The following is a 19,958-nucleotide window of genomic DNA, read 5'->3' on the forward strand; positions in this document are numbered from 1 at the left end:
CTTTATGCCAAATTCACGACTGACGGGCTGATAGCCTGTTCAGTCTGCGGTTGTTGCCCAAACCAGGCAATTTGGTGATGCAAATCCACCACTTCCCCAATCACCAGCAGGGCGGGTGTCGGGGCCTGATGTGCGAGTAATTCAAGCTCTGCCAATGTACCGGTCAGGACTTGTTGGTCAGCACGAGTGCCCCGGCCAATCACGGCCACTGGCGTAGTGCTGGCCCGGCCATGAGTGATTAATTGCCGGCTGATTTCCGCCGCTTTCACCGTGCCCATGTAGATAGCCAAAGTCTGATGACCACGGGCCAGCGCTTGCCAATCCAAATCATCGCCATCAGCGCGGCAATGCCCGGTAATAAATGTCACACTTTGCGCATGGTCACGGTGAGTCAAAGGAATTCCGGCATAAGCGGTCGCCCCGCTCGCCGCCGTCACCCCTGGCACCACCTGAAAGGGTATGCCCGCACGCGCCACAACTTGTAACTCTTCGCCGCCACGGCCAAAGATAAAAGGATCGCCGCCTTTTAGCCGAACCACCCGCTTCCCGCGCTGTGCGAATGTGACCAGTAATTGATTGGTTTCTTCCTGAGTGACCGAGTGCGACCCCGCGCGTTTGCCAACACAAATACGTTCAGCATCACGGCGCACTAAATCCAGCACTTCCGGGCTGACGAGATGGTCATACAGCACCACATCAGCCTGTTGAATCACTTGCAGACCGCGTAAGGTCAGTAAACCGGGGTCACCGGGGCCTGCCCCCACCAAGGCGACTTCCCCCTGAGAGCTGCTCTGACCGTCTAAGGACAATTGCAGTTCCTCTTCGGCCTGCGCTAACTGACCACGGCTGATAAAACTGGCAAAGCGGCCACTGAAAGCATTTTCCCAAAAGCGGCGGCGCTCCCCCATTGATGCAATTTGCTGCTTAACCCGCCCACGCCAGCGCCCGGCGACAGCCGCCATCTCGCCTAAACTGCTGGGTAATAAAGCTTCCAGCTTCTCGCGCAAGATACGCGCCAATACCGGCGCCTGCCCCGCGGAGGAGATCGCCACCACCAGTGGGGAGCGGTCAACAATCGACGGGAAGATAAACGAGCAACGGGGTTGGTCATCAACCACATTCGCCAGCAGATGCCGCTTATCCGCTGCCGCGAAAACGGCGGCATTCAGCGCCGTATCATTGGTAGCCGCAATCACCAGAAACACCTCATCCAATTGCGCGGGCAAGAAATCTAATGCCAGCCAGTGAATGCGGCCATCCTGATATTGTTGTTCGAGTTCAGATGAGAGAGTCTGTGCCACTACCCGCACCTGTGCGCCCGCGCGGTGGAGTAAGTCAATTTTTCGCGCAGCAACTTCACCGCCGCCAACAACCAAGACAGGGCGTCGTTTCAAGTCGGCAAAAAGAGGTAGATAGTCCACAGCATCCTTCAATTACATAATAAGCGTAGGGTGACTATAGGGGGGGGTTATGGCCTTATGAAATGACGAAAAGTAATTACAAGTTCCATAATGATATATAGGCGTGATGGCAAGGTTCCCAGCTATGCTAGCCGATTATCACTGTGAGTGATTTTCTTATCTGGTGACGTAAATATCTGCATTTTAGGAAGTATACAAATTGTCTATTTCCCCGGAGAGTTTCATACTATACCGCGTTGTCCATGCCAGTAAGTGTGGCTCTGACTTTACAAGGATATTTCAGTATGTTTTCCCGTCGTTGCCTAAAGTGGGCACTCTTTACGCTGAGTTTAACGACCGTCCTGCCACTTCAGGCAGCGACATCACCCACCACCGGTCAAATAGCTGAACAACAAGTTCGCCACATCAGTACTTATTTCCCTGGCCGTATGGCGGGTAGCCCAGCTGAATTGCTGGCTGCTGAATATATTAATCATCGTTTTCAGCAGATGGGCTATCAAAGTAATTTGCGGGGATTTAACACCCGCTATCTCTATACCAGTAAAAATGGTAAACAAAACTGGCGAAATATCAGTGCCACTTCAGTGATTGCTGCCCGCAATATATCAACAGATAAAGCGGATGCGGCCAGCAAAGCGGATGATCAAAAGCAGATAATCATCATGGCGCATTTTGATACCTATACCCCGCAAAGTGACAAAGATTTAGATAAAAACCTGGGTGGCCTAACGTTACAAGGTGTCGATGACAATGCTGCGGGCGTAGGTGTGATGCTAGAGTTGGCGGAGCGCCTCAAAGACACACCGCTACGCTATGATTTGCGTTTTGTCGCGCTCAGTGCGGAGGAGATTGGTGCCCAAGGAACCGAAAACTATCTGCAACGCATGAGCCCAACAGAGAAAACTAATACATTGTTGGTGATCAATTTGGATAATCTGATTACCGGTGATCGTCTCTATTTTAATGCCAATAATCAGCCCGCAGCCATTGCTGCAAAGGATCAAGCGCTAACACTGGCTCGCCGCTATGGTATTACCGCCGCCACAGTAAAAGGCCTGGTAACCTCCCCCTGTAAGGCAGAGAAAAATGCTTTTGATGCCGCCGGAATAGCGGTGTTATTCGTTGAGGCCAGTAACTACACGTTAGGAAATCAAGATGGCTGCCAGCAACGGGCTATCAGCAAGCATTTCCCTCAAGGAACCACCCGCCATCAAAGCCAACTGGATAACTTAAATTATCTGGATAAGTTCTTGCCCGGCCGCATCACTAAACGCACACATAACACGGTGCAGATATTGTTGCCGCTGATACAAGAATTAGCTGGCGCTAAAAAATAAGGGCGCTATGAGCGCCCTTTTCTCTCTCTGCCACATTCAACTTTCATGCAAACCGCATTCACGTTTTAGGCCAAAGAAGCGCGTTTCTTCTTCGCTCATGCCCGGCTCCCATTTGCGAGTTGTATGGGTATCGCCGACAGATAAATAACCCTGTTCCCACAGTGGATGATAACTCAGGCCATTCTGAGTCAAATACTGATAAACCTGGCGATTATCCCAATCAATGATAGGGAGCAATTTGAAAACACCGCGCGCAATCGCCAAAACCGGTAATTTTGCACGGCTACCCGATTGTTCACGGCGCAGGCCCGCAAACCAGGTTTGGGCACCTAACGTTTCCAGTGCGCGATTCATCGGCTCAACTTTATTCAGGTCGTTATAGCGCTCAATCCCTTCAACTCCCTGTTCCCACAGTTTGCCATAGCGCGCCTCTTGCCAGGCCGGGCTTTGCTGTGCGCGAAACACCTGCAAATTAAGCTGAAGTTTTTCAGTAAGAGCATCAATAAACTGATAGGTTTCCGGAAACAGATAGCCGGTATCCGTGAGGATCACCGGGATATCAGGCCGCTGAAGCGTCACCAAATGCAAGCAAACTGCCGCCTGAATACCAAAACTGGAAGAGAGCACAAACTCACCGGGCAGATTTTCTAATGCCCAACTGACGCGCTCTTGCGCGGTTAAATGCTCCAGTTGCCCATTAACCAGCGCCAAGGCCGCGGCTTGTTCCGCTTTCGGCAACGCGTTAAGTTCATTGAGATTGAATTGGCTCACACCCCCTCCTGGACATCATAAAAGTCGCGGGCTGAATCTATCACCGGAGCAATAACACCGACACGAATAACAAAATCACCGAAACCCTCGTCAGTATGGCGCTCTTTAGCCCAACGCCCGACTAACTGGTCGGTAATCGCCAGAATTTCATCTTCGGTAATGTTTTCACGATACATACGCGGTATCCGAGTGCCTTCACGGTTGCCCCCCAGATGCAGGTTATAGCGCCCCATCGCTTTTCCCACCAGCCCAACTTCAGCGAGCAAAGCACGACCACAGCCATTCGGGCAGCCGGTGACGCGCATGACAATATGTTCATTAGGCAAACCCTGTTGTTGCAAAATCCCTTCAATGCGGGTCACAAACTCCGGCAAGAAACGCTCCGCTTCCGCCATTGCCAATGGGCAAGTTGGGAACGAAACGCACGCCATGGAGTTTTCGCGCTGCGGGCTAACACTGTCATCCATCAAACCGTGCTCGCGGGCCAATGCTTCAATGCGCGCTTTGTCTTTTTCCGGCACGCCAGCCACAATCAGGTTTTGATTGGCGGTTAAACGGAAATCGCCCTGATGGATTTTAGCAATTTCCGCCACCCCGGTTTTCAGACTGCGGCCGGGGTAATCCAGCAAACGACCATTTTCGATAAATAAGGTCAAATGCCACTTTTTATCGATGCCCTTGACCCAGCCGATACGGTCGCCCCGCCCCGTAAATTGGTAAGGTTTGATGGCCCCGAAACTCACACCCGCGCGCTTTTCAACTTCAGCTTTAAACACATCAACCCCAACACGCTCTAGCGTATATTTGGTTTTTGCATTCTTACGATCAGTGCGGTTGCCCCAATCACGCTGAGTGGTCACCACCGCCTCTGCAATCGCCAAAGTGTATTGCAACGGAATATAGCCAAATTCACTGGCTTTACGTGGGTAAGTATTCTTATCACCGTGAGCAATGGATAACCCACCGCCCACCAACACGTTAAAACCAACCAACTTACCTTTCTCCGCCACCGCAACAAAGTTGAGATCATTAGCATGGAGATCGACATCATTTTGCGGCGGAATGACCACTGTGGTTTTAAATTTGCGCGGTAAATAAGTCGCACCGAGGATCGGTTCTTCATCGGTGGTCGCGACTTTTTCTGCATCCAGCCAGATTTCGGCGTAAGCACGAGTGCGCGGTAATAAATGTTCAGAAATCTTCTTCGCCCATTCGTAAGCTTCCTGATGGAGCACTGATTCCACCGGGTTCGAGGTGCAAAGTACGTTACGGTTAACATCATTTGCCGTCGCCAATGCATCCAGACCCAATTGATTGAGCAACTGGTGAGCCGGTTTCACATTCCCTTTAAGAATGCCATGAAACTGGAATGTCTGACGGTTAGTAATACGGATGCTGCCGTATAAGGTGTTATCCGCAGCAAATTTATCAATGCCTAGCCACTGTTGCGGGGTAATAATCCCGCCGGGCAAACGGCACCGCAGCATCATGGCATGACGAGGTTCAAGCTTTTGTTCCGTCCGTTCGGCACGGATATCGCGGTCATCTTGCTGATACATTCCGTGGAAGCGGATCAGCAGGAAGTTATCGCCGTTGAACCCGCCGGTCAGCCCGTCATTCAAATCTTCTGCAATCGTCCCGCGTAGGAAGTTGCTTTGCGACTTCATGCGCTCGCCGTCAGAAAGTTTTCCCGTCACAACCAACGGCCCAGGGTGTTTTTCACTCATCAGTACACATCCCGCTGATAACGGCGCGCCAGGCGCAGCTCACTTAAATATTCATCAGCCTGCTCAGCATCCATCGCGCCGTGCAGAGCCACCACGTCCAGTAAAACCTGCTCAACGTCTTTCGCCATGCGATTAGCATCGCCACAGACGTAAATGTGGGCACCTTGTTGGATCCAGTTCCACAGTTCTGCACCTTGTTCGCGCAGTTTGTCTTGTACATATATTTTATGGGCTTGATCGCGCGACCACGCCAGATCAATGCGGGTCAGCAAGCCAGTTTTGACATAGCGTTGCCATTCAACCTGATAGAGAAAATCTTCAGTGAAATGCGGGTTACCGAAAAGTAACCAGTTTTTACCCGTGGCCCCGTCAGCTTCGCGCTGCTGCATAAAGGCACGGAAAGGGGCAATGCCGGTTCCCGGCCCAATCATTATCACTGGCGTTTCTGGGTTAGCCGGTAATCGGAAGTTATCGTTATGTTCGATAAAGATGCGGATATCGCCATCGACCTCCAATCGATCAGCCAGATAACCCGATGCGCCACCAGTGCGAGGACGGCCATCAATCTCATAGCGCACCACACCAACGGTGATATGCACTTCGTTCTCAGTTTCAGCCTGCGAGGAGGCAATGGAATAGAGACGGGGTGTTAGTGGCCGCAACAATGCAATCAGTTGGTCGGCATTCAGATCAGAGGGGGCCTGACGAACCATATCCACAATAGGAGTGTTCTTAGCATAGTGTTGCAGCGCCGGTTTATCCGCCAGCAAAGCAATTAATTTTTCATCACGGGAAAGCGCGGCATATTTATCGACAATCACCGTGGTATTTTGGGTCAGTTCAAGATGGCTACGCAGCGCTTGTGACACCGATATATTCTGCCCATCAATACTGACCGGCTCATCACCTTTAAGCCACAAGAGTGCCAATAGCTCGTCGACCAATGCCGGGTCATTATCAAACCAGACCCCCAGAGCATCACCCGGCTGATAGCGCAGCCCGGAATCCCCTAAATCAATTTCAATATGGCGCACATCTTTTTCAGAGTGACGGCCCGTCACTTTTTGCAGCACCGATAATTTTGCGGTCAGTGGCGCACTCTTGCTGTAAGGGCTAGAGGTAATTTCATCGACCGCGCCGCTTTGTGTTACTGCTACCGCAGACGCTGATTGCGCGGGGACTCTTGCCTGCAAGGCCGCCACAACCTGTTGACGCCATTGTTGTGCTGATTCTTGATATTCCACATCAGCATCAACTCTTTCAACTAACCGCTGCGCCCCCAAATCAGCCAATTTGTTGTCGAAATCTTTGGCTGCCTGGCAAAAATGCTCATAGGAAGTATCGCCTAAACCAAACACCGCAAAGGCGGTTTCTGACAATTTAGGCGCTTTTTTAGAGAATAAGAACTTATGCAGCGCCACGGCCTCTTCGGCTGGCTCGCCTTCGCCTTGGGTGGAAGCAACAATCACCAGCAAACGTTCCTGCGCGATCTGTTTAAACTTATAATCACCGGCATTAACCAGATTGACGTTAAGTTTGGCGGCCAAAAGGTCATCGCGTAACTGTTCAGCCAAACGCCGCGCATTACCGGTTTGGGAAGCAGAAATCAGGGTGATCGTCGCTGCTGGGGCGGCCACAGCAGGAGCAACAACCGCGCCAGGTTGTTGGTTAACCATGCCCCAGAAATAGCCAGATAACCATGCCATTTGGGTGGGGGAGAACTCACCAACCGCGGCTTGCAAGCGGGCCAACTGCTCCGGCGATAGCGGGAGTAAAGAAGTAGGAGGAACCTGAGTCGTCATTGCAGTACTAATTCCTTTATGCTTAGCCACGGTAGGCACGGACAGCTATCAGTGCGAACAGTTTGCGCTCAAAAGTCTTGATAGTTTGTAAGGTTAACCATCCCGATAATAACAATTAAAGAAGCAATGGAAATAATAAATAACCAAAACGACTAAGCAGTTTTTCAGGTAATAGATATGAGTTAAAGTGTTCAACTTATTAGCAAATTTTCGCCCACTGATATTGCACTATAAATTAATCATATCTATATAAAAATCAGTGGAATACGTTCAATATAAGCAAGCCACATCTGGCCCAATAGAGCGCACAGTGACGGGCATTCATAGCCAGCATCCATGCTTTCCGGTACTATGCGGCGTTTTTTTGAGTCAATAAGGTCAGAATTATGAGCACCACCCTATTTAAAGATTTTCAGTTTGAAGCCGCCCACTTGTTGCCCCATGTCCCAGAGGGACACAAATGCGGTCGTTTGCACGGCCATTCATTTATGATCCGTATTGAGGTGACAGGGGAAGTTGATGCTCACTCCGGCTGGGTGATGGACTTTGCTGAACTCAAGGCTGCATTCAAACCCATTTGGGAACGTTTGGATCATCACTATCTGAATGACATTCCCGGCCTGGAAAACCCTACCAGTGAAGTGCTGGCCAGTTGGATTTGGCAGCAGCTTAAACCGCAATTACCAGAGCTCAGCGCGGTGATGGTAAAAGAGACCTGTTCGGCGGGTTGTGTTTACCGCGGGTAATAAATCGCGACTAACAAATCGATACCCAAAGTCATTGATGTTGCAGCAAGACAGCAAGTGAATGAATCCCAATGAGCTTACATGAGTAAGTGATTTGGGTGAATGAGCGCCGCAACACGGCTGCGGCGGCAAGGACGAAGGGGATTAAGCGATATTTAAATACTTATGCGTCTGCATCGACAACCGCCAATTCTTGGCGATACAGGTTTCAATGCAGAGCTTAGTGGCATCTTCTTTCTGGCTGATCGGCTGCAAAGCAATAATCCGTTTTTTGTCATCTGTCAGGGTGACTAACAGTACTTCAAGTGCTTCAATATCCCGCAAACGCCCCACCGGATGTTTAATTTCATCCGCTCGCTGTAATGCCTGTGGCAATACTTTTAGGCCGCCGCGCATATTCACTTTTGGCGAAACCGTCACCCACGTGGTGGCGGAACACTGCACTTCATGAGTACCGCTGGTTTCAATTTGGCAACTGTAACCGGCTTGCTCCAATTGGGATGTTAAAGGGAGCAAATCGTAAATCGCTGGCTCCCCCCCAGTTATCACCACATGGCGGGCGGTATACCCTTGTTGACGGAAGATATCCAGTAACTGCTGCTCACTGGCTGTTCCCCAGAGATCACTTTCCGCGGTTTTTACCATGATGCGCTGCATATCAACTTCCCGATCAGCCTCTTTTTCCCAGGTATGTTTGGTGTCACACCAGCTACAACCGACTGGGCAACCCTGCAAACGCACGAAAATCGCCGGTACTCCGGTGAAGTAACCCTCGCCCTGCAAGGTCTGGAACATTTCATTAATCGGGTACTGCATTAGCATCTCTATCGTGATTCAAACCAATGCGTGATTATCGCAGATTCCCTGGCTGTGACCAAACTGGTAACACCAAAGCTACCAGTTTGTTTGTATCAGGCCGTTACTCGATGACCCCACAAGCCATGCGCGCACCGCCACCACCCAAAGGCATTGGATGGTCGGCATAGTTATCACCACCAGCATGAATCATTAGTGCGTGTTGTTTCATCTCGGATAACGATTTCAGGCGCGGAGCCAATACTTGGTAGGTCGCAGTGCCATCGGCATTGACCACCAGCCCTGGCAGATCACCCAAATGCCCTTTATCATTATAAGGCCCAAGGTGCGTCCCGGTTTTTTGCGGATCGAAATGACCGCCCGCAGCCAATGCGGGCACAGCTTTACCGTCTTTCTGCCCCGGCGCACAGCTTGGGTTCTCATGGAGATGGAAACCGTGAACACCCGCAACTAGCCCAGTCAGAGTTGGCGTGAACAATAAACCATAAGGCGTTTCTGTCACGGTAACAGTGCCCAGCGTTTTGCCATTTCCATCTGGCAGCGCTTCATTCATGGTCACGGTAACCCCGGCAGCCAGCACGCTGCCCGTGAAAAGCATCGCCGGTAACGTTAAGTATTTCAATCTCATCAGTTATCTTCCTTTATGCATTATTGTCGAATCATTCGGGTACTGATTAATAATAACGGGTGATGAATTATCTGCACGATGGTGGTGTTAGAGATGTGAGTCAGGTGAGGGGTTCTGACGATATTCGGATTAATCTCGCAGGAATAAGTAATCGATAACAATAGGTTAATCTGCAAAACAGCAGATTAACCCGAGTAAATTAGAAAAGTAAAAAATAAAGTCTCCCCTCTCAATCAGCGATTAACTCGGCGTTTCCATGGATTGCCTTTGCGACCTCTAATGCCTGAAGTAAATCATTTAATAGATCCCCTACATCCTCTAACCCCACCGAGAGTCGAATTAACCCATCGCTAATTAAATGCTGATGCCGTTCCTCGGGGGTATAAGAGGAGTGGGTCATACTAGCCGGATGCTGCGCTAATGTTTCACAGTCACCCAAACTGACCGCACGATAAATGAGTTGTAGCGCATTGAGAAAGGCGATACCCACCGCCATGCCGCCACGGAGTTCAAAAGCAATCATGCCGCCAGCTCCTCTCATTTGCCGTTTCACCAACTCATGCTGGGGAAAGTTTGGCAATCCGGGATAATAAATTTTCTCAACCAATGGATGCTGAGATAATTTTTCAGCAATAGCTTGGGCGCTGGCACAATGCCTTTCCATGCGCACAGCCAATGTTTTCATCCCACGTAAAATCAGTGCTGCATCCTGCGCAGACAGCACCGCACCATTCATATCTTTTAGCCCGACCAGACGAATTTGGTCTGCCAGATTTTTGCGCGTCACCGCTAATCCCGCTAACAAATCACCGTGCCCGCCCAAATATTTAGTCGCAGAATGCACAACAATATCGGCACCTAGCGCCAAAGGCGTTTGTAGATAGGGAGTGCAATAGGTGTTATCCACGATAAAGAGTGAACCATTGGCACGGGTAATCTGGCTCAGCGCCGCAATATCAACAATTCGCATATTCGGATTAGCTGGCGTTTCGCAGTAAACCAGCCTGGTTTGTTCCGAAATAGCCGCAGCCAGTTTTCGCGAATCAGTTAAATCTACATGGGTAATTTTCACCCCAAATCGTGCCAATCCATGATGAAAATAAGCATAAGTACAGCCATAGATGGTTTGGTCGACAATAATTTCATCGCCCGGTTTAAGAAACGTCCAACAGCAAGCCGTAATAGCCCCCATCCCCGATGAAAAAGCGACAGCCGCCTCCCCCTCTTCCAGTATGGCAATACGACGCTCCAACAAATCTAATGTTGGATTACTGATTCTTGAGTAAAAATAACCTTTCTCTGTTCCGGCAAAACAAGCCCCACCGTATTCCGCACTGGGGAAAGTAAAAGTAGAACTCATATAGACCGGCGGCGATAATGCGCCTAAATGCTCTTGAGGGTGATAGCCATAATGGATAGCCTGAGTAGAAAAAGACTTTGCTGGCTGCATCGACATCTATATATCCTCATAAAAATAGCGTTAAGGTGGCGATATTTTTGTAGCATTAATTCTTTGACCAATTATCTGCAACGTCCGTAATAACAACGTAATTCCGACTAATGTGTCTCGGTCGCGAAATAAAGAATATAACGAACGGTAATTAACTGCCTCTTGATTAAGCCGCAACTCAGTATTCGCTATCCTTAATGCATTACCACTTTCCCATCCAACGGCAACAATACTTTCGAATACACCAGCCAATTTCTCGACTAATGCATTATCTGCAATATCAACCACATCAGATAACAATGACAACATATCGACTGCGTTATTTAATCGCCCTCCCGCCAGTAATGGTTGTAATTTATTAAGCAATTGCGTGAAATCAACCTCAGGCGTTATTGCTTTATCAACATAATTTTCATCTGATTGATGTTCGCTCATATTTTCTCTTATTAAATTAAGCCACGGACAGTGGCCCAATATAAACCACGGTTAAAACCATTCCGTAACATTCCACCCACTTTGGTCGGTGGTGTTGGCATCACATCATTACGGTAGTCGTACCACAATGGCATCCCCGCATTCAGCCCCATTTGGGCCAGTGCTTGTACTTTTCCATCGTAATAATGGGTTGGGTAGCCAATGCGCAGCTCAGAAACAATATTGTCAGCGATAACAGGAGCTTGATTATGGCAAGAGCCACCTGCTTTACTAATCGGCAAGTCAACGGTATCGCCAATAACATAGACCCCCGGCTGCCCATAGACTTGCAGGGTTTGATGGTCAGTCGGCAACCAGCCCTCCCCATTATCCCATTCACTCAAGCCGGTGTTACGCACAGCATCAACAGCAGTAATAGGAGGGGTACTCATTAAAATATCAAAGGGTTGCGCGTCTCCTTCGGCGGAATAGGCAATCTTTTTATCGGGGTCGACTTTTTGCAGCGTAAAACCGCGCTGGTGCTTGATATCTTTAGCTGCAAAGATGTTAGGTAGAACTTCGCCTGTCGGTCTTTGTAAGAAAAGGCAATTACGCAATAGCTGAGAAACTGTGGGATAGGTATAGACAATTTCAATAGCATTACGCACCCCACGACGGCGGAGATAGTCATCCAACATCAGTGTGGTTTCTATCGGAGCAATGCCACATTGATGGGGTACATTGGGTGTTTGCGGGAAAGAGACAGTAATAAAAATACGACCTTTCTCTATTTTAGCTAATTTATCAGCTAATTGACGTGAAGCGGCATATTGATAAAAATGATCACCTGCTTCAGCAAGGCCTTCAATTCTATCGGGGCGAGGGACACACCCTGTCGCAAAGACCAAAAAGTCATAATTATATTTTTTCCCACTACGACATGATATTTCTCTTTTTGAAAAATCGAAACTTTCGGCTTTATCGACAATAAAAGTAACTTCTGGCCGTAACAAACTTTGCTGTGAACGTTCCAACTCTTGCTTATAAAATAAGTTGAAAGCGACATACATAAAAGCGGGTTTATAGTAGTGAACTGGAGAGTCAGAAATAAGTATTAACTCAACTTTATTTTCAAGAATATCTCGATGTAATTTAGCTGCTAATAAATTAGCTAAAATAGTACCACCAGTGCCACCACCGATAATAACAATCCTATTGAGCATTTAATCTTACCCCATTAGACCAAGATAAAAATCCTCCTATATCTATAATGTCTGCATCAATTATGAATAGCCATGAGTCGCATCAGAATAAATAAGGAATATTAATTAATCAAATCCATGAGATATTAATTGTAGTAATAAAAAATTAGACGACAAATAATATTTCGTGATGAGCATCACACCATTAAAATTAACATATAAGAAACATTTATGTAACGCAAGGGGATTATATAAATTTAAAGTAGTTATAATTAACCAGATGACTTTCTCGCTACATTACAGGTATAAAAAAACCCGCCGCAGCGGGTTTTCCATCAACTTTAATCAAAGCTAAAGCACAGTAATTACTGGCCTTTGACTTCTTTCAGACCGTTGAATGGTGCGCGGTCACCCAGCGCTTCTTCGATACGGATCAGTTGGTTATATTTAGCAACACGGTCAGAACGGCTCATAGAACCTGTTTTGATTTGACCAGCAGCAGTACCGACTGCCAGATCGGCAATGGTTGCGTCTTCGGTTTCGCCTGAACGGTGAGAGATAACCGCGGTGTAACCTGCATCTTTCGCCATCTTGATAGCAGCCAGAGTTTCGGTCAGAGAACCGATCTGGTTGAATTTAATCAGGATAGAGTTAGCAACACCTTTTTCGATACCTTCTTTCAGGATCTTGGTGTTGGTTACGAACAGATCGTCACCAACCAACTGGATTTTGTCACCCAGAACTTCGGTCTGGTATTTGAAGCCAGCCCAGTCAGATTCGTCCAGACCGTCTTCAATAGAAACGATTGGGTACTGTTTGGTCAGATCTTCCAGGAAGTGAGTGAACTCTTCAGAAGTGAACGCTTTGTTACCTTCGCCAGCCAGAACATATTTGCCATCTTTGTAGAACTCAGATGCTGCACAGTCCATCGCCAGAGTGACGTCTTTGCCCAACTCGTAGCCTGCCTGTTTTACCGCTTCAGCGATAACAGCCAGTGCTTCGGCGTTAGAACCCAAGTTAGGTGCATAACCACCTTCGTCGCCGACTGCAGTGCTCATGCCTTTGGATTTCAGAACTTTAGCCAAAGTATGGAACACTTCTGAACCGATGCGAACCGCTTCTTTCAGAGTTTTAGCGCCCACTGGCTGAATCATAAACTCTTGAATATCAACGTTATTATCAGCGTGTTCGCCACCATTGATGATGTTCATCATAGGCAGTGGCATAGAGAACTTGCCTGGGGTGCCATTCAGTTCAGCAATATGCTCGTACAAAGGCATGCCTTTAGATGCTGCTGCTGCTTTAGCCGCTGCCAGAGAAACAGCCAGAATGGCGTTAGCACCAAACTGTGATTTGTTCTCAGTACCGTCTAAATCGATCATGATTTTATCGATGTTAGCCTGGTCTTTAGCATCTTTACCGATAACTGCCTGAGCAATTGGGCCATTTACTGCTGCAACGGCTTTCAGAACGCCTTTGCCCAGGAAACGGGATTTGTCACCGTCACGCAGTTCCAGTGCTTCACGGGAACCGGTAGATGCACCTGATGGTGCCGCAGCCAAACCAACAAAACCGCCTTCAAGATGAACTTCGGCTTCTACAGTTGGGTTACCACGGGAGTCGATGATTTCGCGACCGATGACTTTAACGATTTTGGACATTAGATTTTCCTCAGTACAAGTTAAACTAAAACTCCAGACAGAGGGGGCGACATCGCTGCCGCCCCTTCTACCAAATATTTTATTTCACCTGGCGCTTCTGATACTCACCAGCCGCTTTCACAAAGCCGGCAAACAACGGGTGACCATCACGTGGCGTCGAAGTAAATTCTGGATGGAACTGACAAGCCACAAACCACGGATGATTTGGCAACTCGATAATTTCCACCAGTTTGTTATCCGCAGAACGCCCTGCTACACGTAACCCGGCAGCTTCAATCTGCTTCAACAACATGTTGTTTACTTCATAGCGATGACGATGGCGCTCAACGATGGTCGGTTCGCCATACATCTGACGTACCAAGCTACCATCGGTCAGGTGACATTGCTGCCCACCCACACGCATGGTACCGCCCAAATCGCTCTCTTCCGTGCGTACTTCAACGTTGCCGTCTTCATCACGCCATTCGGTGATTAATGCAACCACCGGATACTTACAGTCTGGCACAAATTCTGTGGAGTTCGCGTTTTCCATCCCCGCCACATTGCGGGCAAACTCCATCAGTGCAACCTGCATACCCAGGCAAATGCCCAGATAAGGAATATTGTGTTCACGGGCATAACGTGCCGCCAGAACTTTGCCTTCCACACCACGGTAGCCGAAGCCGCCAGGAATGAGGATAGCATCCAATCCTTTCAGCATCTCTTCGCCGCGCGCCTCAACATCCTGTGAATCAATTAGCTTGATATTCACCGTCAGACGATTTTTCAGCCCACCGTGCTTCAAGGCTTCAATCACAGATTTATAGGCATCCGGCAGTTCTACATATTTGCCGATCATCCCAATGGTCACTTCGCCACCTGGATTCGACTCTTCGTATAATACCTGTTCCCATTCTGCGAGATTTGCTTCAGGACAAGTTAAGCTGAATCGTTTACAAATATAATCGTCAAGGCCCTGTGATTTCAATAGCCCTGGAATTTTATAAATGGAATCAACATCTTTTAGTGAGATAACCGCTTTTTCTGGCACATTACAGAATAATGCAATTTTAGCCCGTTCATTAGCAGGAACCGCGCGGTCAGAACGGCAAATCAGCACATCTGGCTGAATACCAATAGAAAGCAGCTCTTTTACCGAATGTTGCGTTGGCTTAGTTTTCACTTCGCCCGCAGCGGCGAGGTAAGGAACCAACGTCAGGTGCATGTAAAGCGTATGCTCGCGGCCAACATCAACCGCCATCTGACGAATAGCTTCAAGGAATGGTAAGGATTCGATATCGCCTACAGTACCGCCAATTTCAACCAAGACAACATCGTGGCCTTCGCCGCCTTCGATGATGCGTTCTTTGATAGCATTGGTGATATGAGGAATAACCTGAATAGTTGCACCCAGATAGTCGCCGCGACGTTCTTTGCGCAGAACTTCAGAGTAAATACGGCCAGTGGTGAAGTTGTTACGGCGAGTCATTTTAGTGCGAATGAAACGCTCGTAATGCCCTAAATCCAGATCGGTTTCAGCACCATCTTCGGTGACAAAAACTTCCCCGTGTTGTGTCGGGCTCATGGTGCCCGGATCCACGTTGATATACGGGTCCAGTTTCATGATGGTAACGTTGAGGCCACGGGCTTCAAGTATAGCCGCCAGAGAGGCTGCGGCAATGCCTTTACCCAGAGAGGATACGACCCCGCCGGTCACAAAAATATAATTAGTTGTCATGCTGAACCTGAGAGTTTAGGTTTAAAGACGATGGAAGAACCAAGACGGGAAAGTAGTATACCCGAACCTTGGTTTCGCTACAAACTATCTCCGCGCGAGTGGCCATTTTTGCCATTTTTACCGCGCGAAACATCGTCTTGCTATCCGTTATAATTCAATATATTAACGCAATTAAAACTCAACAACCATCCACCAAATGAATTAAAACACCTTACATTTCAGTTTCTTGCTGTTTAACTCCCTGCCAGGCAGATTCCATTTCATCCAGTGTCGCGCTCTCCATGGTTTTACCTGATGCTGTAACTATTTGTTCTACCTGACGAAAGCGACGTTCAAACTTGCGATTTGCTGCCTGTAAGGCATTTTCAGCTTTATGCCCTAAATGGCGAGATAAATTAACGGTGGCAAACAGTAAATCACCAATTTCCTCACCCAATTTTTCTTCATCCACCACAGCTTGTCGAGCTTCGAACATCACTTCATCGATCTCTTCGTAGACTTTATCGAGCACCGGCCCAAGAGTGTCCCAATCAAAGCCGACTGATGCACAGCGTTTCTGAATTTTATGCGCTTTCATCAGGGCTGGCAGGGCGTCGGGGATATCATCCAATGCCGAATACAAGGCTTTCTCCGCCCGCTCCTCAGCTTTACGCGATTCCCAGCCCGCCAATGCAGTATCACTGCTAATTATAGCGTCTGAAGCGTTTTGTGGCGCATCAGGGAACACATGGGGATGGCGGCGCACTAGTTTGTCGCTAATAGCATGACAAACATCATCGAAGGCAAACAGCCCTTGCTCCTGCCCCATCTGCGCATAAAACACCACCTGAAACAGCAAATCACCCAACTCGTCGCGAAGATCGTCGAAATCCTTGCGCTGAATCGCGTCAAGCACTTCATAAGTTTCTTCGAGCGTATAAGGTGCAATAGTGTCAAAAGTCTGCTTACGATCCCACGGGCAGCCATGCTCCGGATCACGCAAAGTACGCATAATATCCAGCAAACGTTGTAGCGCTAAGGCGGTAGAGTCAGTTGTGGGGTGATTTTGATTCATTATTTTCCGCTATAGTAAGTCGAGGCGTAGCGAGCGCAGCCAGTTTAGTTGCGGACTGCGCGCAGGGCTCCGGAATGTACTTGAGTACATGAGGAAGCCGAGCACAGCCCAAGGCTAAAATGGCAAAGCGCAGTAGCCGCCCAGATCAAAAAACTTAATTGCCGTGTAGCCGACGGGCGTCAATCACATCCGGCAACTGATTCAGCTTAGCCAGTACCCTACCCAGCACCTGTAGATTGTAAATCTCGATATCCATGTCGATGGTTGCCACCATCTTTTTGGTATCGCTACGGCTGGCGACGCCCAGCACATTGACTTTTTCGTTCGCCAAAATGGTGGTGATATCGCGTAGCAAACCACTACGATCATTGGCCGTGACTCGCACTACCAGTGAATAACCACTGGAATAACTTTCGCCCCAGACCGCATCGACAATCCGCTCAGGTGCATGGGATTGTAATTCAGCTAACTGCTCACAATCAGCACGGTGAATGGATATTCCCCGCCCTTGCGTAATAAAACCAATAATTTCATCGCCCGGAATAGGCTGGCAGCAACGAGCAATATGGTGCATCAGATTGCCGACACCTTCGACCACAATGCGCCCACTGTCTTTGCTGGCATTACGCGGCGCTGGCTGATGCTTATTATTCAGATGGCGTAAGGCCTCTAAATCTGCCTCTTCCGCCGTCGGCTTATTCAATTTGCCTTGCAGGAAGTTAACCATCTGATTCAGACGGATATCACCCCCACCAATAGCTGCCAGCACTTCATCCATAGAATTCATGTTGTAGCGCGGCACCAGCAGCTTCTCGGCCTCTTTCAAGCTGATATCCAGGTGCTCCAACTCGTCGTCCAACATCTGCCGACCAGCAAGAATATTCTTGTCTCTATCTTGTTTTCTAAACCAGTTATGAATCTTAGAACGCCCGCGGCTAGTCGTAACATAGCCGAGGTTAGGATTCAGCCAGTCACGACTTGGGTTAGGCTGCTTCTGAGTGATAATTTCAATCTGATCACCCATCTGTAACTGGTAAGTAAACGGCACTATCCGGCCACTAATTTTAGCCCCAATGCAGCGGTGGCCGACATCACTGTGGATATGGTAAGCAAAGTCTAGCGGTGTAGAACCGGCGGGTAAATCAATGACATCACCTTTAGGCGTGAACACATATACGCGGTCGTCAAATACCTGACTGCGCACTTCATCCAGCATTTCGCCGGAATCCGCCATTTCTTCCTGCCAGGCAATCAATTTACGCAACCAGGCAATCCGCCCTTCATAACCGGAGCGGCCTGCGACTACCGCACCCTCTTTATACTTCCAGTGCGCAGCGACGCCCAGTTCAGCATCTTCATGCATCTGGCGGGTACGAATTTGAATTTCGAGCGTTTTACCGCGCGGCCCCAGCACTACCGTATGGATCGACTGATAACCATTGGGTTTGGGGTTGGCGACATAATCGTCAAACTCATCAGGTAAATGACGGAAATGGGTATGAACAATACCAAGCGCGGCATAGCAATCCTGCAAGCGCTCAACCACCACCCGTACAGCTCGCACATCAAACAGTTCATCGAAAGCCAGCGACTTCTTCTGCATCTTGCGCCAGATGCTGTAAATATGCTTGGGGCGACCATAAATGTCGGCTTTGATCCCCTCTGCCGCCATGGCTGTGTGTAATGAAGCCACAAAGTCATCAATGAATTGCTCACGATCGATACGGCGCTCATGGAGTAATTTGGCGATTTGCTTATATTCATCCGGGTGCAGATAGCGGAAGCAGAAGTCTTCCAGCTCCCACTTGATCTGGCCAATACCCAAACGGTTAGCCAATGGAGCATAAATATTCGAACACTCTTTAGCCGCCAGCACGCGCTCATCTTCCGGCGCATCTTTCACTTCACGCAAATGCGCAATACGTTCTGCCAGCTTGATGACGACACAGCGAAAATCTTCCACCATCGCCAATAACATACGGCGCACATTATCCACTTGCTCAGAGCTCATGGAATCATTGTGGGTGGCTTTCAACTGGCGGATGGCATCCATATCGCGTACGCCATGCACCAAATAAGTAATACTTTTACCGAATTGTTCGGTCAATGTGGCTTCATCCACCACATTGGCATCCACCAGCGGGAACAGCAGCGCTGCGCGCATACTGTCGTTATCCATGCTCAGGGTGGAAAGAATCTCAACCATTTCAAGGCCGCGCCACAGCAATAGCGATGCATTGGGGTGGTTTTGCGTCTGCTGCTCACAGTAGCGCCAAGTCTCGGCTAATCGCTCACCTGACTGCGGATTAGAAAGTCCCAAACTGGCTATCCAATCGTCGAGAGCAAACTCGCCCGCTGGATTCAAATGTGCACTTCGTACCGCAACCATAACTTCTCCCTACTTTGCGACCCCTGGCTCCTGCATCAACAGCGCCATAGATTCAAGATGCCCGGTGTGGGGAAACATATCTAACATTCGCACCTGAGCAAGACGGTAACCGGCGGCTAATAACACCTGATTATTTCGTGCCAGCGTGGTGGAATGACACGAAATATACACCACCCGCATTGACGCCAGTTTAACTAAATATTTTTAACTATTATGTGTTTAACTAGTATTTAATTATATGTGACATGACCCCAGCAGCATCCGTGCGAGATCTAACTATATTTTATCGAATACGTGTGTTGCCCACGGCTGACAATTGATGTCGGATTCCAAATTTTCATGAAAAAAAGACCCATTGGGCAACGCGTTATTCAATGCATTATACTGCCCATTCGCTACTCACGCCGCAACTCCTTCCACACCGACCTCTTCGCGGGTAAATTTTGCTAATGAAAAGATAAAATTATCCCTATCGCAGAGTAAATCTAACCTCAGCTCATCGGGCTGCACATCCAACCATGCTATAGCCTACCCCACCATTTACTGGTTAAACGCCTCATTGACTTGAGTCAAATCTTGCGAATGAAACGCTAAACATAGACCCCAAATCGGGTAATAGGGTTCCGCACCGATAAGTTTTTCAGACTATGATTACCGCCAGCCAGATAGATGGCAACCTCATCTCGCTCGCCACCGGTAACACTTTCAACTTCCCCTCAGGGCAAAACGCCAAGGATAAAGATAGCTTTGCCTTGGTGGTACGCAACCCTCTGACTCAACGGGTCGAGCAAGTTTACTGTCACAGTTAGCGTTTGTTTGGTCG

16 protein-coding genes and 1 pseudogene are annotated in these 19,958 nt (G+C 48.6%); 3 read left to right on the forward strand and 14 right to left on the reverse strand.

Annotated elements, in window-relative coordinates:
- Window positions 1-2: 2 nt before the first annotated feature.
- Complete coding sequence (gene cysG / locus DX162_RS02100) at window positions 3-1,421, reverse strand: siroheme synthase CysG (protein ID WP_004389098.1); 1,419 nt, start codon at window positions 1,419-1,421, stop codon at window positions 3-5.
- Window positions 1,422-1,705: 284 nt separating this feature from the next.
- On the opposite strand from cysG, the gene DX162_RS02105 reads away from it, so the two are divergent.
- Window positions 1,706-2,758: an aminopeptidase gene (locus tag DX162_RS02105; RefSeq protein ID WP_032819248.1), complete on the forward strand. Its 1,053-nt coding sequence runs from the start codon at window positions 1,706-1,708 to the stop codon at window positions 2,756-2,758.
- Window positions 2,759-2,794: 36 nt separating this feature from the next.
- On the opposite strand, the gene DX162_RS02110 is transcribed toward DX162_RS02105, so the two are convergent.
- The 3 genes from DX162_RS02110 to cysJ are packed head-to-tail and all read right to left on the reverse strand — an operon-like array spanning window position 2,795 to window position 7,058.
- A complete protein-coding gene (locus tag DX162_RS02110) occupies window positions 2,795-3,529 on the reverse strand; it encodes a phosphoadenylyl-sulfate reductase (protein WP_032819184.1) in 735 nt (244 codons plus the stop codon).
- Window positions 3,526-5,256 (reverse strand): assimilatory sulfite reductase (NADPH) hemoprotein subunit, encoded by a 1,731-nt coding sequence (gene cysI / locus DX162_RS02115; RefSeq protein ID WP_032819182.1) that lies wholly within the window; start codon window positions 5,254-5,256, stop codon window positions 3,526-3,528. Before cysI ends, DX162_RS02110 begins: the two co-directional genes overlap by 4 nt.
- Window positions 5,256-7,058 carry an NADPH-dependent assimilatory sulfite reductase flavoprotein subunit gene (cysJ, locus tag DX162_RS02120; protein ID WP_032819181.1) on the reverse strand — a complete coding sequence of 601 codons (1,803 nt, stop codon included), beginning with the start codon at window positions 7,056-7,058 and terminating at the stop codon, window positions 5,256-5,258. Before cysJ ends, cysI begins: the two co-directional genes overlap by 1 nt.
- A gap of 386 nt (window positions 7,059-7,444) precedes the next feature.
- Here cysJ and queD point away from each other — a divergent pair, with 386 nt between their 5' ends.
- On the forward strand, window positions 7,445-7,804 hold the full coding sequence (gene queD / locus DX162_RS02125; RefSeq protein ID WP_032819180.1) for a 6-carboxytetrahydropterin synthase QueD: 360 nt from the start codon (window positions 7,445-7,447) through the stop codon (window positions 7,802-7,804).
- Window positions 7,805-7,948: 144 nt separating this feature from the next.
- Here the strand turns inward: queD and queE are convergent, their stop codons facing one another.
- From queE to DX162_RS02175, 10 genes and pseudogenes are all read right to left on the reverse strand, one after another.
- Window positions 7,949-8,620, reverse strand: coding sequence for a 7-carboxy-7-deazaguanine synthase QueE (queE, locus tag DX162_RS02130; protein ID WP_004389093.1), 672 nt, complete (start codon window positions 8,618-8,620; stop codon window positions 7,949-7,951).
- Window positions 8,621-8,723: 103 nt separating this feature from the next.
- Window positions 8,724-9,248: a superoxide dismutase family protein gene (gene sodC / locus DX162_RS02135; protein ID WP_004389092.1), complete on the reverse strand. Its 525-nt coding sequence runs from the start codon at window positions 9,246-9,248 to the stop codon at window positions 8,724-8,726.
- Window positions 9,249-9,477: 229 nt separating this feature from the next.
- Window positions 9,478-10,704, reverse strand: coding sequence for a methionine gamma-lyase (locus DX162_RS02140; protein ID WP_050413785.1), 1,227 nt, complete (start codon window positions 10,702-10,704; stop codon window positions 9,478-9,480).
- Between the two features lie 24 nt (window positions 10,705-10,728).
- Window positions 10,729-11,133, reverse strand: a complete 405-nt coding sequence (locus DX162_RS02145) for a hypothetical protein (RefSeq protein WP_004389090.1) — start codon at window positions 11,131-11,133, stop codon at window positions 10,729-10,731.
- 11 nt (window positions 11,134-11,144) lie between these two features.
- Window positions 11,145-12,335, reverse strand: coding sequence for an NAD(P)/FAD-dependent oxidoreductase (locus tag DX162_RS02150; RefSeq protein WP_004389089.1), 1,191 nt, complete (start codon window positions 12,333-12,335; stop codon window positions 11,145-11,147).
- Window positions 12,336-12,679: 344 nt separating this feature from the next.
- Window positions 12,680-13,975, reverse strand: a complete 1,296-nt coding sequence (gene eno / locus DX162_RS02155; protein ID WP_004389088.1) for a phosphopyruvate hydratase — start codon at window positions 13,973-13,975, stop codon at window positions 12,680-12,682.
- Between the two features lie 79 nt (window positions 13,976-14,054).
- Window positions 14,055-15,692: a glutamine hydrolyzing CTP synthase gene (pyrG, locus tag DX162_RS02160; RefSeq protein WP_004389087.1), complete on the reverse strand. Its 1,638-nt coding sequence runs from the start codon at window positions 15,690-15,692 to the stop codon at window positions 14,055-14,057.
- 211 nt (window positions 15,693-15,903) lie between these two features.
- Entirely contained in the window at window positions 15,904-16,746 is an 843-nt protein-coding gene (gene mazG, locus DX162_RS02165; RefSeq protein WP_004389086.1) for a nucleoside triphosphate pyrophosphohydrolase, read from the reverse strand.
- 154 nt (window positions 16,747-16,900) lie between these two features.
- Window positions 16,901-19,135: a GTP diphosphokinase gene (gene relA, locus DX162_RS02170; RefSeq protein WP_004389085.1), complete on the reverse strand. Its 2,235-nt coding sequence runs from the start codon at window positions 19,133-19,135 to the stop codon at window positions 16,901-16,903.
- Between the two features lie 9 nt (window positions 19,136-19,144).
- Window positions 19,145-19,824 (reverse strand): annotated as a pseudogene (locus tag DX162_RS02175) (class I SAM-dependent RNA methyltransferase family protein); the annotation flags it as partial.
- Here DX162_RS02175 and DX162_RS22890 point away from each other — a divergent pair.
- The gene (locus tag DX162_RS22890) at window positions 19,783-19,944 is read left to right on the forward strand and encodes a hypothetical protein (protein ID WP_004389082.1); all 162 of its coding nucleotides are present in this window, start codon (window positions 19,783-19,785) and stop codon (window positions 19,942-19,944) included. The pseudogene DX162_RS02175 and the gene DX162_RS22890 sit on opposite strands and share 42 nt — an antisense overlap.
- The last annotated feature ends 14 nt before the right edge of the window (window positions 19,945-19,958 follow it).

This window comes from Yersinia kristensenii (assembly GCF_900460525.1).
In the GTDB taxonomy this organism is placed as follows: Bacteria; Pseudomonadota; Gammaproteobacteria; order Enterobacterales; family Enterobacteriaceae; genus Yersinia; species Yersinia kristensenii.

Coding starts and splice junctions, on each gene's coding strand:
- relA (WP_004389085.1), bottom strand. CDS start 19,135: ATGGTTGCGGTACGAAGTGCACATTTGAATCCAGCGGGCGAGTTTGCT.
- pyrG (WP_004389087.1), bottom strand. CDS start 15,692: ATGACAACTAATTATATTTTTGTGACCGGCGGGGTCGTATCCTCTCTG.
- DX162_RS02105 (WP_032819248.1), top strand. CDS start 1,706: ATGTTTTCCCGTCGTTGCCTAAAGTGGGCACTCTTTACGCTGAGTTTA.
- DX162_RS02145 (WP_004389090.1), bottom strand. CDS start 11,133: ATGAGCGAACATCAATCAGATGAAAATTATGTTGATAAAGCAATAACG.
- sodC (WP_004389092.1), bottom strand. CDS start 9,248: ATGAGATTGAAATACTTAACGTTACCGGCGATGCTTTTCACGGGCAGC.
- DX162_RS02150 (WP_004389089.1), bottom strand. CDS start 12,335: ATGCTCAATAGGATTGTTATTATCGGTGGTGGCACTGGTGGTACTATT.
- queD (WP_032819180.1), top strand. CDS start 7,445: ATGAGCACCACCCTATTTAAAGATTTTCAGTTTGAAGCCGCCCACTTG.
- mazG (WP_004389086.1), bottom strand. CDS start 16,746: ATGAATCAAAATCACCCCACAACTGACTCTACCGCCTTAGCGCTACAA.
- eno (WP_004389088.1), bottom strand. CDS start 13,975: ATGTCCAAAATCGTTAAAGTCATCGGTCGCGAAATCATCGACTCCCGT.
- DX162_RS22890 (WP_004389082.1), top strand. CDS start 19,783: ATGATTACCGCCAGCCAGATAGATGGCAACCTCATCTCGCTCGCCACC.
- cysJ (WP_032819181.1), bottom strand. CDS start 7,058: ATGACGACTCAGGTTCCTCCTACTTCTTTACTCCCGCTATCGCCGGAG.
- queE (WP_004389093.1), bottom strand. CDS start 8,620: ATGCAGTACCCGATTAATGAAATGTTCCAGACCTTGCAGGGCGAGGGT.
- cysI (WP_032819182.1), bottom strand. CDS start 5,256: ATGAGTGAAAAACACCCTGGGCCGTTGGTTGTGACGGGAAAACTTTCT.
- DX162_RS02140 (WP_050413785.1), bottom strand. CDS start 10,704: ATGTCGATGCAGCCAGCAAAGTCTTTTTCTACTCAGGCTATCCATTAT.